Here is a 17,647-nt window from a genome sequence, read left to right as displayed (position 1 = left end):
GGCTTACGCCTTATCCGGCCTACAAGATGGTGCAACGCAGGTTTTGTAGGCCGGATAAGCGCAGCGCCATCCGGCACTTTATCGGTGTCACACCTTAGCGGCTCTGCGCTTCGCGCCAGATGCGGATCGCCATCCACGCCAGCACCGCGACGCCCAGCACTAAAGCCCCCCACACCAGCAACGTTTTCCACATCCCCTGCTGTTCGGTGACGGAGGTCGCCGTCATGCGCGCCTCTCCACCCAGCTTGACGTTTTCTCCCACAAACGCATCAGGAATCGACGCGGGATCGAGCTGCTTACGCAGATCCGGCGGGATCAGCGTATCCGGCGTGACGGCGGCAGGCTGTGCCGCTTTATTTCCCCACGCCAGCATAAACGGCCCTTTCCCCTGGGCGTTAAACACCAGCGCCAGCCGATCGCGGCTGCCGGAGACCTCAGGAAGCGTATCAGGCAATCGCGCGTCCAGCGTGGTGATGCGCACCGCCTGTACCGTCTCGCCCGCCAGTTCCACCGGTGCGGATCGCTGCCCGTTACGTTGCCAGAGCACGGTTTTGGTCAGCGGCTGCCACGGTGAGGTAGCTGTGCGGCGAATGGCAATCTCTGCCGGCAACACCGCATCGTCGTTAAAGCCAACCGAGAGTGAGCGGAACGGCTGTGGCTGCGGCCATTGATATTGCGCCTCGGTCGGTGAAATCTGCCGCCCGTTGCCGGTCATCTCCATTTTCTCTAGCGGTGCAGGCTGGTGGCCAGGCATGGCTGTCGCCTCGGAGATGGTGACCGGCAGGTTTGGCGTATCAAACACCAGCAGCAGATAATGGCTGCCATCGGGTAACTGCATTTTCGGGAGCTGTATACGATCGAGCCTGAGCTTGTCGTTCCCGCTCGCCAGCGCCATCACCGGAGCATCATCCTGCAACGTATCCCAGCTGCGCATATCGCGGCTCACCAGGACGGAGACTTTGCTGCGCCAGTTCTGGCCGTTTTCCTGCCAGCCGAGTTTGATCTCGCCAAGAGTAAACGTGTTGGGCAGAGTAGAAGGCAGCACCAACAAATAGCTCTTCCCGACCGGTTTTGAGGCGTCACCTTCAATACGGATCTCTACCCCGGACGGCGCCTGGAGGCGCACAACATTCTCCTCCTGTGCCGCGCCGCCTGCGGGCGACGCATCCAGCGGAAAGACGCGCAGCGGCACCGCTTCAGGAGTCGTGGTTTTGGTACTTTGCGTTTCAAGAGCGAACGGTACCCGCTCACCGTCCTGGTTAAACACCCGCACATCGCGCAGATCTGGCCATGCGCTATGGGCATAGACCTCCTGGGGCAGATCGACGCGATACCATGAGGAGGGCTGCGGCACATCCAGCATTACGCCACGGGCATAATCCTGCGGTTTTTCAGGGAGATCTGCAGCGCCCGCCGGGGTGCAAAGCAGCGTACTTAACAGTAATCCGTACAGCCTTTTCATTGTCCTTCTCCCTCGTTCTCTGCCCGCGCCGCTTTGGGCGGCAGGGGTGAAAAATAGCCCACAATCAGCACCAGCACCGCGACGCCGATAAAGGCGATGGCGCGCGCCAGCCCGCCGCCGCCCGCGCTGTCGACCAGCATCAGTTTCAACAGCACAACGCCCAGTAACCCTCCACCAACCAGCCACTGCTGGCGGGCCTGCCGACGCGTCGCGCGGATCATCACCACCAGCGCAATCAGCATCCAGAAGAGAGCAAACGTCGTCTGGATAAGCCGCGACGCCCACAGGCTTTCCGCACTCCACGTCACCTCGCCATAACAGGAGAGCGCGCGCAGCAGGATGCCATTCAGCCACCAGAAAGCCAGCGCAGCGAGCGCCCACGGGCGGGCGCTCCAGAGATCGGGCGCGAAATGGGGATAGTGTTTCCAGGCGAACTGGGTATAGAGCCACACGCCGAGCAGCGCGAACGCCGCGCCCTCTTCCATCGGATTGAGCAGCGGCAGGTACGGCATGCCCATCACCTTGCCGTCGTTCAGGTTGGCAAACAGCAAGGCGATGATGAGCAGCGGCACCAGCGGTGCCAGCGCCTGCGCGCCATAAAGCGCAGGCCAGACGCGGAACGGCCACAGATTACGGCGCACCGCCGCCAGCGTCAGCATAATCACCGCGCCGCCCGCCGCCATCGGCAGCCCCCAGCGCCACGGCGCGTTACCCCACGGCAGCGCGTCTACAAACCACCACAACTCGCTACCAGCCGCGATCAACAGTAGCCAGAAAAGGGAGATGTGCAGCCCTTGCGACAGGCGCGGTAACAGCGCGCTGCCCGCTTTACGCAGCAGTAATAGCGCGGAAGGCAGCGCCACGCACCAGACCAGGTTTTGCCAGCCAGAGGCCAGCAGGTGCCCCTGAGCAACCAGACGCTCGCCGATTAACAGCGCCATCGCTGGCCACAGTAACCACTGGGCAAGCCCAAGCTCCGGCCAGGCAAAACGCAGGCTGCCTGCACGCCATAGCCATACAGAGAGCGCCACCAGTAGCAGCAGACCAAAGCCCACCTGCATCGACTGCGGCAGTATCAGCTCTGCCGCGCCCGCCAGTGCGACAATCCAGAAGAGGATACCGCCCGCCAGCAGCAGCCGGCTCCCCTCGCGGCGAAGAGTGCGCCACAGCCACGCGCCAATCAGCCAGCTTGCGCTGAGTACGGCAAAGATCATCAGCGTCGAGAGCGCATTGATGCCGTCAGCGGCGGCCCACAGCGCACTAAAGAGCGCCAGCAGTAACAATGCAGTGCCGCTGTAGCTCATGCGGCGCTGCTGTTGCTGCACACCGAGCCACAGCACGCCCAGCCCCTCAAGTGACCAGGCCATCGCCGTCCAGCGCGCGGACAATGCCAGCGGAATAGCGAGCGTAGCGAACGCGCCGCCCAGCGCCAGCGCGGCGAGCACCAGCGGTTTACCGGCAGCCGGGAAGCGTTTAAGGGCAACGGCGGCCAGCGTCAGGTAGAAGAGACCAAACCCAAGGGCGCTGAACGCCGGGCCGTAGGTCCAGTGCTGGGTCATGGCGTACTGCATGCCAAAACCCGCCAGCGGCGGTGCAAACAGCAGCACACCGTCAATAATGCGTTCGCCCCGGCGCTGGGCGCGCAGGGAAAGGCCGACGCTGAAGACGCCGAAAATCAGCAGATTAGCGATCAGGAAGAGCTGGCAGCTGAGGTAATCTTCCGGGCGATAGCTGGCAATGCCCCACAGGGCGGCCACGCCAAAAGTGAAGAACATGCCGAGGATATTCAGCTCGCGCCAGTGCTGCCATACGCTGATGGCGAGAATACCGACGGAGAGCAGAAGATAGAACGAGAAGAGCGCGATATGGCTCCCGCCGCCGGTTGAGAGCAGGATCGGCGCGAGATAGCCGCCGAGGCTTGCCAGCAGCGCCAGGCTCAGCGCGCGTTGCAGCACCGCAAGCCCGACGCTCGCGGCGCAGATCACAATCAGCAGCGCAAAGGCGAGCGTCATCGGCAGCATCTGCCAGAGGCGAAACGCGCCAAACACCGTGAGATAGAGTGCGCCGACCGCCCCGCCCTGCAGAATAAGGGCAAAGACCGTCTGTTTATGCCGCAATCGCCAGCCGAGAACCAGCAGCACCAGCGCGACAACCGCCACGGCGACAAGCCGTAACTCCAGCGGGAAGAGCGCATATTCGACGCTGTAACGCAGCAGGAAAGAGAGACCGATAAAGAGCAGCACCACGCCAAGTTTCGCCAACGGGTTGCCTTGCATAAACCAGCGCACCAGCGCGGTAACCACGCCCCAGGATTCGCCATCCGATGCTTTCGCCTCTTCACGTTCGCGCACCACAGGTGCAGGCGTCGGCTCTGCCGTCGCGACTTTGCGTCCCCAGACATTGGGTGCGGGTTGCGGCTGTGCAGGGGTGATTTCGCTTGCCGCAATCGGCTGCGGCTCAGGAGGTGGCGGTGGCGGTGGCACCTCAGGCGCTGCGCTTACCGGCTCGTTTATCGGCTCAACGGCCGGCTCCTCGCTTGCCGCAGGCACAATTGCCCGTTGTTCGAGTATGCTGACGCGCTGGCGCAGCAGTTGCAGTTCGACCTGCGTGGCAAGGCTGCGCCGCCAGGCGACAATCGCCATTATCGGCACCACGACCAGCGCCAGAATCAGCACGATGACACCGAATATCAGAAGACCATCCATGTACTTTCGCCTTCGCTAAAGGGGAGACGTTACGCCCGCCTCCCCGCACGCAGGCTCAGGAGGCAGACCAGACAGAAGCGCTGATAGCTGAAAGCGTCAGCACGCCGTCCTGTAGGTTACCTGTACCTTCCAGAAGCCGCCACTGTTTCGCTTGCAGCAGCGGTGAATCTTCCAGCACTACGTCACACGCCTCGCCACGGTTGATGGCAATCAGCACCCGCTGCTGGCGATAAACGCGCAGAAAAACCAGCACATCCTGCCGGGCATAGACCACCAGACAGCCACCGTGACGCAGCGCCTGGCTGCGGGCGCGCAGCTTCGTCATCCGCTGGTAGAGCGCCAGCAGGTGGCTATCCTGCTGCGTTTTATCCCACGGGAAGGGCTTGCGGCAGAAGGGATCGTTCGCGCCATCCAGCCCCACTTCATCACCGTAGTAGATGCACGGCGTACCGGGCCAGCAGAAGAGCCACACCACCGCCAGCGGCAGGCGGGCGATATCCTTGCCAAGAATGGTTTTGAAGCGCGGCGTATCGTGGCTATCGAGCTGGTTAAACATCCGTAGCTGCTGCTGATGCGAAAGCGCAGCGCGGTAGTTATCCATCCACGCGGCGCAGGTCTGGGCATCGATACTCTGCGGATCGAGGGAGATATCGGTATTGGCGAGAAACGCCCACACCGGCAGCGTAAAGCCGCGGTAGTTCATCGCCGCATCTTCCGCATCCGCCTGCAGCCACTGGCGCGCGTCACCAAAGTGTTCGCCCACTACATAGGCCTGCGGCTGGGTCTCTTTCGCCGCCCGGGTGATGCCGCTTACATGATGCAGGTTATTTCGCGCCCCGCCGTTTTCACCCAGCATATGCACCACGTCAAGCCGCCAGCCGTCCATATTCCACGGCGCTTTCAGCCAGTGGCGCACAATGCTCTCCTCACCCTGATAGATCTCCTCAATCAGCGACGAAGAGCGGTAGTCGAGTTTCGGCAGGCTGGCGTAGCCCAGCCAGTCATGGGCGTAGCCATTCTCATCAAAGTTGTACCAACTGCGCCAGCGCGAATCGGGGTTATGGCAGGCCCCGCCGGTGGCGCGGTTATGGCGGTCAAACCAGGCATGGGAGTCGCCGGTGTGGTTAAAGACGCCGTCGAGGATCAGGCGTATGCCGTTCTCCTGGGTGTTATGGCGCAGACGCAGCAGCGCCTCGTCGCCGCCAAACTGCGGGTCGACGTGGCGGTAATCTTCGGTGTCATATTTATGCACGCTGGGCGCGACAAACACCGGGTTGAGGTAGAGCGCGGTGACGCCGAGCTTTTTCAGGTACGGCAGCTTTTCGCTGATACCGTCCAGATCGCCGCCGTAAAAGGTCGACCCGCCCGCCTCGCCGGTAAGCGGCTCATCCCAGTCACAAAAACGAATTTCGCGCCCTGCGGCATGGTGCCAGTAACGCTGGTCCTGCTGTGCGGTGCGTGCTTCGCTACGGGCAAAGCGATCCGGGAAGATTTGGTAGAAGACCTGATCGGCGACCCACGTCGGGCCTTCATCGGGCGCATCGATGGCAAACTGCTCAAGCCTGGCGGGCGGGAAGCGGCTAAAGCCCTGCGGGGTAAACCAGAGCTGGCGATCGTCCCACAGCAGCTTAAAACTGTAGCGGCGGCGCGGCTGGCCGTTGCTGATATCAATGGCGGCGCGCCAGAGGGTGACGCCATTATTGGCGGTGTTGCGCGCGCGGTGCATTGCAACCGGCGTCTCTTCGTTATCGATCTCAATTCGCAGCGTGACGCGCGACGGTAAATCCGTGCCGCGCAGCCAGAGGTTAATGATTAATTGCTGCTGGTGCGCTTTGACAAACGGCGCGACGGGCAGGTGCCATGCATTCAACATCAACGATCCCCTTTACGTAATCAGGATCACTGTAGCCAACGTTCGGCCCGGCACGCCTCCTTCTTTCAAATTTTTTAAGGGGTTGAGAGACGGGGCGCAGAGATAAGACGGAAAAAATGGGGGAGAAATCGTAGGCCTGATAAGCGCAGCGCCATCAGGCACAGCGCCGGGTGGCGGCTACGCCTTACCCGGCCTACAAGGGCGAAACAATAACGCCAGAGAATTTACGTCAGCGTTTAAATGCGCAGAGATCGTAGGCCTGATAAGCGTAGCGCCATCAGGCACAGCGCCGGGTGGCGGCTGCGCCTTACCCGGCCTACGAAGGAAAACGACGCTACCGGAGATTACGTCCGGCGCTTAAACGCCCAGCCAATCAGCAGCAGTACAATCCATGCAAAGCCGACATAGAGCGAAATGCGGGTTTCCGGGTGCCAGCCAATCAGCGCGATGATAAACACCAGGAAGATCAGCCCGGCAACGGTAGTCGCCACGCCGCCCGGCACTTTAAACTTCAGCGCTTTCACTTCATCCACCGAGAGGCGACGGCGGAAACCAATCTGCGACAGCAGGATCATAATCCACACCCATACCGTCGCGAAGGTCGCCAGCGAGGCAATCACCAGGAAGACATTCTCCGGCATGATGTAGTTGAGATAGACCGCCATCAGCAGCGCCAGCGTCATCACCAGCACCGTTACCCACGGAATGCCGCGGCGGGAGGTTTTGGCGAACATTTTCGGCGCACTGCCCTGCTCCGCCATGCCGTGCAGCATACGCCCGACACCAAACACATCGCTGTTGATCGCCGACAGGGAAGCGGTCAGCACGACAAAGTTCAGGATGCTGGCGGCAAAGGTGATGCCCATATGCTGGAAGGTCAGCACAAACGGGCTACCGTTGGTGCCCACCTGGTTCCACGGGTAGATCGACATAATCACGAACAGCGTGCCGACATAAAACACCAGAATACGCATCGGCACCGAGTTGATGGCGCGCGGAATCGACTTCTCCGGCTCTTCCGCTTCACCGGCGGTGATACCGATGATTTCGATGCCGCCGTAGGCGAACATCACCATTTGCAGCGCCATTACCGTGCCCAGCCAGCCGTTACTGAAGAAGCCACCGTGGCTCCAGAGATTGCTGATGCCGGTCGGCTGCCCGCCGTTGCCGATACCCCAGATGATGATGCCGAAACCGGCGGCGATCATGATGATAATGGTGGCGACTTTAAAGAAGGAGAACCAGAACTCCAGCTCGCCGAAGACTTTTACGCTCATCAGGTTGATAGCGCAGATCAGCAGCACCACGCTCAACACCCAGATCCAGTGCGGCACCGTCGGGAACCAGACGCCCATATAGATGCCGAAGGCGGTGACGTCGGCGATGGCGACAATCAGAATTTCAAAGCAGTAGGTCCAGCCAGTGATATAACCGGCCAGCGGGCCGAGGTTTTCCTGCGCATAGCGTGAGAAGGAGCTGGCGGAGGGGTTGTGCACGGACATCTCGCCCAGCGCACGCATAATGATATACGCCGCGACCCCGCCGATAATGTAGGCCAGCAACACGCTGGGCCCGGCCATTTTGATGGCGTCCGCGGAGCCGTAAAACAGCCCGGTGCCGATCGCTGAACCCAGCGCCATAAAGCGAATGTGGCGGGTGCTTAGCCCACGCTTCAGCTTATTCGTACTTTCCATCGTTTCCACTGCCGTTATTCATCACAAAAAATAAAAAACCACGGAGTGCGCTACCCCGTGGTTCAACAAACCGTGCTTGCTGCTGTTAATGCGCGCTGGAAGTCACCTGACGTCCCGCCGCGCGATCCCAGATAGCGGCCAGAACCACCATCACCAGGCTCGGCAACAGCCAGGCCAGGCCCTGCTCCGCCAGCGGTAAGCGCTGTGTCCAGAGCGGAAGGTGCTCAGCAAACGCGGAGGCTTTCACGCCGTCAAGGATACCAAAAAGCAGGCTGATAAACATGGTCGGCGCAATTACGCGGGTGGAACAATGCCAGAAAGAGCGGGTAAAGCTCAAGACCACCAGCACGATACACGGCGGATAGATCATGGTCAGCACCGGAATCGAAATCTGGATCAGGTGGCTCAGACCGAGGTTTGAGACCGCCATTGAGAAGATGCCGAGGATAAAGACCAGCGCACGATAAGAGAGCGGCAGGTACTGGGCGAAGAACTCTGCGCAGGCGCAGGTCAGGCCAACCGCCGTCACCAGGCAGGCGATGAAGATCAGCGCCGCCAGCAGGAAGCTGCCCGCACCACCAAAGGTGTGCTGGACGTAGGCATGCAGAATCGCCGCGCCGTTAACAGACTGATCGACCAGCGTCGCGCTGTCGGAGCCGAGGCGGAAGAGCGCCAGGTAGAGCAGCGTCAGGCCAACACCGGCCATCAGGCCCGCCCAGACGGTGTAGCGGGTCAACAGACGCGCTTCGGTTACGCCGCGCGAACGGGCGGCATTAACGATAACAATCCCGAAGACCATCGCGCCGAGGGTGTCCATCGTCAGGTAGCCATTGACGAAACCGTTAGAGAACGGCGCGGTCTGGTAGGCTTCCAGCGCGTGGCTGATCGGGCCGGCTGGCCACACAAGCGCGGCGATTGCCAGAATCGTCAGGGCGATGATTTTCAGCGGTGCGAGAAAATTGCCAACGGTATCAAGCAGTTTGCCCGGATAGAGAGAGACCAGGATCACCAGCGCAAAGTAGACCAGGCTGTAGATCAGCAGCGCCATAGAGCCGTCGCCGGTCAGCGGCGCGATGCCCACTTCAAACGAAACGGTTGCGGTACGCGGCGTGGCGAACAGCGGCCCCACGGCCAGATAGCAGACCGTTGCCAGCAGCACGCCGGCGACTTTGCCAATCGGGGTGCTAAGGCTATCAATACCGCCGCCCACTTTCGCCAGCGCAACTACCGTTAGCACCGGCAGGCCTACTGCAGTAATCAGGAAGCCCAGCGCCGCCGTCCAGACGAATTCACCCGCCTGTAAGCCGACCATGGGAGGAAAAATAATGTTACCTGCACCAACAAACAGTGCGAAGGTCATAAAGCCCAGCGCGATGATGTCACGCGGTTTTAAGTGATGGGTCATAATGTTTACTGCCTGTGGATGTGGTGTCGTAAATATGTTGAATAATTAGCCTCTCCGCACCGGACAATAACGCATCATTAACGCGTTAAATCAGCGGGAAATGCTTAATGCACTGCGTGGCGAAGAATAGTTTTTCGGTTTACCACGCAAACACAGTCGGTCTGACAATGCATGGGGCGCAATTTAAACGCTTATAACGTTTGAAGGCAAGTCGGGATCGCAAAACCAGATAGTTATACTAAACAGTAGAATCCAGCCAGTGAAAAACTCTATTTATCAGAAAAACACGTGGCTGATCGTGCGAACAAAAAAGCAACAACCGTACAAACTACGTTGCAGGCGCGGGATGAGGCGAGGCAGAGCGGCTCGCCGTCACGAGCCGCCGGAAAGATAAGCTGACAAGGTGGTTATAGGTGGGCGTTTTTGGCAATCAGGCGTTCCGGCAGGACAAAGCTAAAACGCGTCCCTTTGCCCGGCGTGCTGCTGATATCAAGGCGGCTGTCGTGGTGATTAACCGCATGTTTGACTATCGCCAGCCCAAGCCCGCTACCGCCGGTCTGGCGCGAGCGCGCTTTATCCACGCGGTAGAAACGCTCGGTGAGGCGTGGAATATGCTCGGCGGCGATCCCCGGCCCATTATCCTCAACGCTGAACTCAGCGCCGTGCGCCACCGGCTGCCAGCGCACGATAATGTGCGTCCCGGCGGGGGTGTGATTCACCGCGTTGTAGACCAGGTTTGAGATGGCGCTGCGCAGTTGCTCTTCACTGCCCAGAACTTTCAACTGGCTGTCGATTTCAAAGCTAAAGCTCTGTTTCTGCTGGCTGAGGGTTTGCGCTTCCCGCTCCACCACGCGCAGCATCATCGGCACATCAATCACTTCGTTTGCGCCGTGCGTCGGCGCCGCTTCGATTTTTGACAGGGTCAGAAGCTGGCGCACCAGCCCCTCCATCCGCGAGGTTTGCTCGCGCATGGTGTGTAACGCTTTTTCACGCGGCGCGCCTTCCAGCGTCTGCTCCTGCATCATCTCAAGGTAGCCCTGCAACACCGTCAGCGGTGTGCGCAGCTCATGGCTGACGTTAGCGAAGAAGTTGCGTCTGGCCCCTTCCAGCTGGTGCATCTGCGTGACATCACGCGCCACCATCAGCAGTTGTTGTTCGCTGTAGGGCATTACGCGGATCTCCAGGTGGCGACCGTTGTTAAGCACCAGATTGAGCGGTTTGCTGAAGGACTGGCTTTTCAGGTATTGGGTAAATTCGGGGTAGCGCAGCAGGTTGAGGATGTTCTGCCCGTTATCATCGGGCCAGCGCAGCCCCAGCAGCTGTTGCGCAAGGCCGTTACACCAGAAGATCATCCCCTCTTCCGTGGTCAATACCACCGCATCCGGCAGCGACTCGGCGCCGCTGCGAAAGCGTTTGATCAGGTTGCCCAACTCGCGGCGGCGCTTTTTATTGCGCATCTGCATCTGGTGCAGGCCGTAGAGCAGCGGCTCCCAGCTGCCGGTGCCGGGCGGCGGCGTCATGCTTTTATCGACCCATAGCCACCAGGAGAGACGCAGCAGATTCCAGAAGTGCCAGATCAGAAGCCCGGTCACTGCCGCCAGCAAAAACCACGGCAGATAGCCGAACATCGCGCCCAGAATAAAGGCGGGGATACAACAAAGGAGGAGCTCCAGCACCAGCCTTTTCCATGACAGCCTTTCCAGCACGCGTCACACTCCTGTCAAATTTCAGAAACGGGTCGAAAAACGATATCCCGTGCCGCGTACCGTCTGCACCATCCGGTCGTGTCCACTCCCTTCCAGCGCTTTACGCAGACGACGAATATGCACGTCTACGGTTCTGTCTTCAACATAGACATTGGTGCCCCAGACGTGGTTCAGCAGCTGTTCGCGGCTGTAAACGCGCTCCGGGTGAGTCATAAAGAAGTGTAAGAGTTTAAATTCGGTGGGGCCCATATCGAGGGGGTTTTCGCCGGTCATAACGCGATGGGAGGAGGGATCAAGGCTTAAGCCCTGCATCTCAATCACCTCTTCCACCGCCATTGGCGAAATGCGGCGCATCACGGCTTTAATGCGCGCCACCAGCTCTTTCGGCGAGAAGGGCTTGGTGATGTAGTCATCAGCGCCCGTCTCAAGGCCACGAACGCGATCTTCCTCTTCACCGCGCGCGGTGAGCATCATCACCGGAATATCGCGGGTCATCGCTTCGCGCTTCAGGTGCTTGATAAATTGAATGCCGGACCCGCCGGGTAACATCCAGTCCAGCAGCACCAGATCCGGCCAGGGTTCATTAAGCTGGTTTACCGCGCTGTCAAAATCTTCAGCTTCAACCGGCTGAAAACCATTTTGTTCGAGCACAAAGCACACCATTTCACGGATCGGTGCTTCGTCTTCCACGACCAGAATTCGTCTCGCCATCATTCGCCCTGTATTAATTAGTCTGCAGTATAAATAGCGTCGCCATTATGCGTCAGTTTTATGACAGATTTATGAATAACATGACCGCTATATGACCCAGCCCGCGCGATTGTGACAACGCAAATTTGCGCCAGGCGATGTCCCTGACCCGCTTAATGTTTATAATCGCCGTTATGCTTTTTTGCCACGGGACCACTATGCGCATTCTTCACACATCGGACTGGCATCTCGGCCAAAACTTTTACAGCAAAAGCCGCGCCGCCGAGCACAGCGCTTTTCTGGACTGGCTGTTAACCACGGCCGAGCAGCAGCAGGTCGACGCTATCGTGGTGGCGGGCGACATTTTCGATACCGGATCGCCACCAAGTTACGCCCGCGAACTCTATAACCGCTTTGTGGTCAATTTGCAGCGCACCGGCTGCCAGCTAATCGTGCTGGCAGGCAACCATGACTCTGTGGCGACCCTCAATGAATCAAAAGAGATCCTCGCTTATCTCAACACCACCGTGGTTGCCAGCGCAGGCGTTGCGCCGTTTCTACTCTATCGCCGCGACGGCGAACCCGGCGCGGTCTTCTGCCCGGTGCCCTTTCTGCGCCCGCGCGACATTACCGTCAGCCAGGCGGGGATGTCCGGGCAGCAAAAACAGCAGCACCTGCTGGCAGCCATCACCGACTACTACCAGCAGCAGTATCAGGCCGCCTGCGACCTGCGCGGCGATAAGCCGTTACCGATTATCGCCAGCGGCCATTTGACTACCGTCGGCGCCAGTAAAAGTGACGCGGTGCGTGATATTTATATCGGCACGCTGGATGCTTTCCCTGCACAAAACTTTCCCCCGGCGGATTACATCGCGCTCGGCCATATCCATCGCGCGCAGAAAATCGGCGGCACGGAGCATATTCGCTACTGCGGCTCGCCGATTCCCCTCAGCTTTGATGAGACCGGAAAAAGTAAAGGCGTCAATCTGGTGACATTTGCTGACGGCAAGCTGGCAGAGGTGACCACGCTTGACGTGCCCGCCACTCAGCCGCTGGCGGTGATTAAGGGCGAGTTTGCCGATATCTGCCGTCAGCTTGAGCAGTGGCGCGATGCGCCCAGCACGCCGCCAGTGTGGCTCGATATTGAGATTGTCAGCAGCGATTATCTGGTCGATATGCAGCGCAAAATCCAGCAGGTGACGGAAGATCTGCCGGTCGAAGTGCTGCTGGTGCGCCGCAGCCGCGAACTGCGCGACCGTCTGCTCGCCGGTGAGCTGCGTGAAACATTGAGCGAGTTAAAAGTGGAAGAGGTTTTTGACCGCAGGCTGGCGCAGGAGGAGCTCGACGCGATGCAGAGTGCGCGCTTACATACGCTGTTCAGCGAGACCCGCCAGGCACTGGATGAGGAGAACGACGCATGAAGATCCTCAGTTTACGGCTGAAAAATATCAACTCGTTGAAAGGCGAGTGGAAAATCGACTTTACCGAAGAGCCCTTCGCCAGCAACGGGCTGTTCGCCATTACCGGTGCCACCGGGGCCGGGAAAACCACCCTGCTGGATGCCATCTGCCTCGCTCTCTATCACGAAACGCCGCGCCTCAGCACCCTGTCACAGTCGCAAAACGACCTGATGACCCGCGATACCGCCGAGTGTCTGGCGGAGGTGGAGTTTGAAGTCAAAGGGGTGGCCTATCGCGCCTTCTGGAGCCAGACGCGCGCCCGCGGGCTGGCGGATGGCAATTTGCAGGCCCCGCGCGTCGAGCTGGCGCTCTGCGAAACGGGGAAGATCCTCGCCGATAAGGTCAAAGATAAGCTCGATCTCACCGCCTCCCTCACCGGGCTGGATTATGGTCGTTTCACCCGCTCCATGCTGCTCTCGCAGGGGCAGTTCGCCGCATTCCTCAATGCCAAACCGCGCGAGCGCGCCGAACTGCTCGAGGAGTTGACCGGCACCGAGATCTACGGGCAGATTTCGGCGATGGTGTTTGAGAAGCATAAAAGCGCCAAAGGCGAGCTGGAACAGCTGCGCGCGCAGGCCGAGGGCGTCGTACTGCTGGATACCGAGCAGCGAGCGCAGCTTGAGCAACGTTTGCAAGTACTGACTGACGAAGAGCAGACGCTGCTGAGCGCCCAGCGCAGTGCGCAGGCGCAGGCGCAGTGGCTCAGCCGCGAAGCGGAGCTACAAGCGGCGCGCGGGCGGGCGAAAGCGACGCTGGCGCAGGCGCTGCAGGCGCGTAATGACGCCAGGCCGCAGCTTGCGGCTCTTGAACTGGCGCAACCGGCGCAGCAGCTTCGCCCGCTGTGGGAGCGGCTTGAAGAGCAGCGTAAAACCCTGACGCGTACCCGCACGCAGAGCGAGGAAGTGAATACTCGCTTACAGGCCAGCCTGTTACAGCGCGCGCAGATACGCGCCAGCGCCGCGCAGCAGCAAGCCTCGCTGCTTGCGTCGCGGCAACCCCTGGAGACGTGGTTAAACGAGCATGCCCGCTTCCAGCGCTGGCAGAGTGAATTAACCGGCTGGCGAGCGCTCTTCAGCCAGCTGGCGGAGGAGAAAAAGCAGTGGCTCGCGGCGCAGCAGCGGGTGCAGAGTCAGCAGGAGCGCCTGCGCACGTTGCCACTCTCCACCCTTGAGATGAGCCTTGAGGAGACGGCGGCGGCGATGGCGCTCTGCGCGCAGAACCGCCCGCTGCGCCAGCAGCTTACCGCCCTGCACGCCCGCTACGCGCCGCTGCGCAAGCAGTTGAGCCAGCGCCAGCAGAGCCTGCTGGATCTGAAAGCGGAGCAGGAGAAACTGACCGCCGAGCTGGCGCGCAAACGCGAGCTCTATAAAGAGAAGAATCAGTTACTGAGCGAGGTGCGCACCATTTGCGAGCTGGAGAGCCGGATTAAGGATCTCGAAAGCGAGCGCGCGCGCCTCCAGCCTGGCCACCCCTGCCCGCTGTGTGGCGCAACGGAGCATCCGGCGGTCGCCCACTATCAGGCTATCGAGCCGGGCGTAAACCAGACGCGCTTTAATGCTCTCGATCTGGAAGTGCGCACGATGAAGGAGGCGGGCGTGGCGCTCGGTGAGCGGCTAAAAGGCCTCGCCGAGCGTTACGAGAAAGATGAGCGCGAAGCGAAACTGCTCGAGGAAGAGGAGCGCAGCTGGCTTGAGGCGTGGGCAAAGGCCTGCGCCGCGCTGAACGTTACCCTTGAGCCGCAGCGCGATCTCAACAGCTGGCAAAGCGCGCAGGATGCCTACGAACATCAGCTTTATCTGCTCAATCAGCGCCTCACGCTGCAACAGCAGATCAATGAGCTGCGCCAGCAGAGCGAGCAGTATCAGCAGGCGGTTGAGCGCCGCCGCGAAAGCCTGGCCGCCACCCTTGCAGCACTCGACCTGGCGCTGCCCGCCGAAGATGACGAAGCGTCGTGGCTGGCCGCGCGCGTCGATGAAGCGCAGCAGTGGCAGGCGCATCAGCAGCAGCTGACCGCGTTGCAGGAGCAGCTGGCGCAGTTGGCGCCAATCCTCGACACCCTGCCCGAAGACGATATCGCCGTTGGCGAAGCACGCGTGGCGCTGGAGGGGTGGCGCAAAGTGCACGATGCCTGCCTGGCGCTGCAAAGCCAGTGGCAAACCCTGCATCAGCAACTGGCGCAGGTGGCGGAGAGCGAGCGTCAATCTGAGCAGGCATTTAACGATGCGCTGGCGGCGAGCATTTTTGACGATCGCGACGCCTTCCTCCGCGCCCTGCTTGATGATGGCGAACATCAACGCCTTGCGCAGCTGCGCCAGACGCTGGAGAGTGATTGCCAGCAGAAACAGGCGCTGGCGGCAAGCGCAGAGCAGGCGCTCACTGACCATCAGCAGCAGCGCCCCGCCGGTCTTGCGGCGGATGCCAGCGTGGAGAGCACCGCACCTGCGCTGGAGCAGCTTGCACGACAGCTGCGCGAGAACACCACCGGCCAGGGCGAAGTGCGCCAGCAGCTGAAACAGGATACGGATAACCGCAAACGCCAGCAGACGGTGCTACAGCAGATTGAGCATGCCACCGCCCGCTGCGATGACTGGGGCCATCTCAATGCGCTGATTGGCTCCAAAGAGGGGGATAAGTTCCGTAAGTTCGCCCAGGGACTGACGCTGGATAACCTGGTCTGGCTGGCAAATAACCAGCTGACCCGCCTGCACGGGCGCTATCTGCTCAAACGCAAAGTGAGCGACGCGCTGGAGCTGGAGGTGGTCGATACCTGGCAGGCGGATGCGGTGCGCGATACCCGCACGCTCTCCGGCGGCGAAAGCTTCCTGGTGAGCCTTGCGCTGGCGCTGGCGCTCTCTGACCTGGTGAGCCACAAAACGCGTATTGATTCGCTGTTCCTCGATGAGGGCTTCGGCACGCTGGATAGTGAAACGCTGGATACGGCACTGGATGCGCTCGATGCGTTAAATGCCACCGGCAAAACCATCGGCGTGATAAGCCACGTCGAGGCGATGAAGGAGCGAATTCCGGTGCAGATTAAGGTGAAGAAGATAAACGGGCTTGGCTACAGCAAGCTGGATGGGAAGTATGCGGTGCAGTAGACCGGATAAGGCGTAGCCGCCATCCGGCAATGGGTGCGGCATGTTGCACTGGTGGAATGGTTCCGTTCACCAGGCGTTCGGGAGTTTCATTAATCTCTTATGCGGTGAACGGGACAAGGGAAGCGGCCGCGCTCCCCTTGTCAATCCCCGCGGCCCCGCGAGGAAATCGGTGCTGCGCACTGCGCTCACCTCCCGCGTGCCTGACTGCGGCCGGCTCGACTCGACTTGCTCGCCCGTTTCGGGACTCGCTCCCTGTCTCGGTTCGCCTCTGTCCGCCATCCATGGCGTCCAGACCTTGTCATTCACGCTTCGGTTCGCCGATTTCAGCGGGGACACAACCCCTCGCTGTGAAATTTGAGCTAAAAAAAGCATCGATGCAGCTGTAGGCGCGTTTTTGTAGGCCGGATAAGGCGAAGCCGCCATCCGGCAATCGATGCCGTGGTGATAATGCCGGATGGCGCGTAAACGCTTATCCGGCCTACGCGGTTTCAGCGGCCTGGTTACCGTAGGCCGGATAAGGCGGAGCCGCCATCCGGCAATGGTGCCGCGGTAATAATGCCGGATGGCGCGTAAACGCTTATCCGGCCTACTCCGTTTCAGCGGATCAATGGGCGCATTATTCCCCCTGCGGCCAGAGCCATGCCGCGCCGCGCACGCCGCTGGAATCCCCGTGCAACGCTTTGCGGATTGGCGTTTCACACTCGCCGCCAAAAACCCACTTCTGCATCAAACCCGGTACCGTCTGGTACAGACGATCGACATTACTCATCCCGCCGCCCAGCACGATTACATCGGGATCGAGGATATTCACCACATGCGCCAGCGACTTCGCCAGCCGCATCTCATAACGGCTCAGCGCCAGCTCGGCAACCGCGTCCTGCTCGTTCACCAGGCGAATAATCTCGTTGCCCTTCAACGCCTGGCCGCTCAGTCGCTGGTAATCGGTGCCAAACCCGGTGCCGGAGATAAAGGTCTCAATGCACCCCTGCTTACCGCAATAGCAGGGCACTTCATTACGGTAACGTAGCTCATCCTCATCCATCCACGGCAGCGGATTGTGCCCCCACTCACCCGCCGTACCGTTAGCGCCGATATGCGAATGGCCATTGAGCGCAATGCCGGAGCCGCAGCCGGTGCCGATAATCACCGCAAACACCGTCTGCGCGCCCGCTGCCGCGCCGTCGACCGCTTCCGACACCGCCAGGCAGTTGGCATCGTTCGCAAGGCGCACTTCACGATTAAGGCGCTGGCTTAAATCTTTATCAAAGGGTTTACCGTTGAGCCACGTGGAGTTGGCGTTCTTCACCACCCCGGTATAGGGCGAGATAGAGCCCGGAATACCCATGCCAACCGTGCCGCGCTGGCCGGTCTCTTTTTCCGCTAAGTCGACCAGCGAAGCGATAAGCTCAATGGTCTGCTGATAGTCGCGCGGCGTCGGCTGCCGATGGCGGAACAGCGTCTCGCCGCTCTCGTCCAGCGCAATAATCTCTGTCTTTGTACCACCCAAATCGATACCGATACGCACATCAAACTCCTCGTAGTGGACCACGCATT

General features: G+C 60.4%; 10 protein-coding genes. 2 read left to right on the top strand and 8 right to left on the bottom strand.

What is annotated here, in order from left to right; translation table 11 throughout:
- Positions 1 to 94 precede the first annotated feature (94 nt).
- The 7 genes from SOM48_RS15570 to phoB all read right to left on the bottom strand — a co-directional run bounded on the left by SOM48_RS15570 (position 95) and on the right by phoB (position 11,556).
- Positions 95 to 1,462, bottom strand: coding sequence for a DUF3999 domain-containing protein (locus tag SOM48_RS15570; RefSeq protein ID WP_320512286.1), 1,368 nt, complete (start codon positions 1,460 to 1,462; stop codon positions 95 to 97).
- Positions 1,459 to 4,167 (bottom strand): DUF2339 domain-containing protein, encoded by a 2,709-nt coding sequence (locus SOM48_RS15565; protein ID WP_320512285.1) that lies wholly within the window; start codon positions 4,165 to 4,167, stop codon positions 1,459 to 1,461. The genes SOM48_RS15570 and SOM48_RS15565 overlap by 4 nt, the downstream gene beginning before the upstream one ends.
- 55 nt (positions 4,168 to 4,222) lie before the next feature.
- On the bottom strand, positions 4,223 to 6,040 hold the full coding sequence (gene malZ, locus SOM48_RS15560) for a maltodextrin glucosidase (protein ID WP_320512284.1): 1,818 nt from the start codon (positions 6,038 to 6,040) through the stop codon (positions 4,223 to 4,225).
- Between the two features lie 344 nt (positions 6,041 to 6,384).
- Positions 6,385 to 7,734, bottom strand: coding sequence for a proline-specific permease ProY (gene proY / locus SOM48_RS15555; RefSeq protein ID WP_094419484.1), 1,350 nt, complete (start codon positions 7,732 to 7,734; stop codon positions 6,385 to 6,387).
- Between the two features lie 85 nt (positions 7,735 to 7,819).
- Complete coding sequence (brnQ, locus tag SOM48_RS15550) at positions 7,820 to 9,139, bottom strand: branched-chain amino acid transporter carrier protein BrnQ (protein ID WP_054804601.1); 1,320 nt, start codon at positions 9,137 to 9,139, stop codon at positions 7,820 to 7,822.
- A 407-nt stretch (positions 9,140 to 9,546) separates the two neighbouring features.
- Entirely contained in the window at positions 9,547 to 10,845 is a 1,299-nt protein-coding gene (phoR, locus tag SOM48_RS15545) for a phosphate regulon sensor histidine kinase PhoR (protein WP_139965539.1), read from the bottom strand.
- Between the two features lie 21 nt (positions 10,846 to 10,866).
- Positions 10,867 to 11,556, bottom strand: a complete 690-nt coding sequence (gene phoB, locus SOM48_RS15540) for a phosphate response regulator transcription factor PhoB (protein ID WP_023481914.1) — start codon at positions 11,554 to 11,556, stop codon at positions 10,867 to 10,869.
- A 197-nt stretch (positions 11,557 to 11,753) separates the two neighbouring features.
- On the opposite strand from phoB, the gene sbcD reads away from it, so the two are divergent.
- Positions 11,754 to 12,956: an exonuclease subunit SbcD gene (gene sbcD / locus SOM48_RS15535; RefSeq protein ID WP_320512283.1), complete on the top strand. Its 1,203-nt coding sequence runs from the start codon at positions 11,754 to 11,756 to the stop codon at positions 12,954 to 12,956.
- Positions 12,953 to 16,093, top strand: coding sequence for an exonuclease subunit SbcC (gene sbcC / locus SOM48_RS15530; protein WP_320512282.1), 3,141 nt, complete (start codon positions 12,953 to 12,955; stop codon positions 16,091 to 16,093). The genes sbcD and sbcC overlap by 4 nt, the downstream gene beginning before the upstream one ends.
- A gap of 616 nt (positions 16,094 to 16,709) precedes the next feature.
- Here the strand turns inward: sbcC and mak are convergent.
- On the bottom strand, positions 16,710 to 17,618 hold the full coding sequence (mak, locus tag SOM48_RS15525; protein WP_094419482.1) for a fructokinase: 909 nt from the start codon (positions 17,616 to 17,618) through the stop codon (positions 16,710 to 16,712).
- Positions 17,619 to 17,647: the final 29 nt, after the last annotated feature.

Origin of the sequence: Kosakonia sp. CFBP8986 (genome assembly GCF_034044935.1) — a bacterium.
GTDB classification, from domain to species: domain Bacteria; phylum Pseudomonadota; class Gammaproteobacteria; order Enterobacterales; family Enterobacteriaceae; genus Kosakonia; species Kosakonia cowanii.
This window is presented reverse-complemented; position numbering and strand designations above follow the sequence as displayed.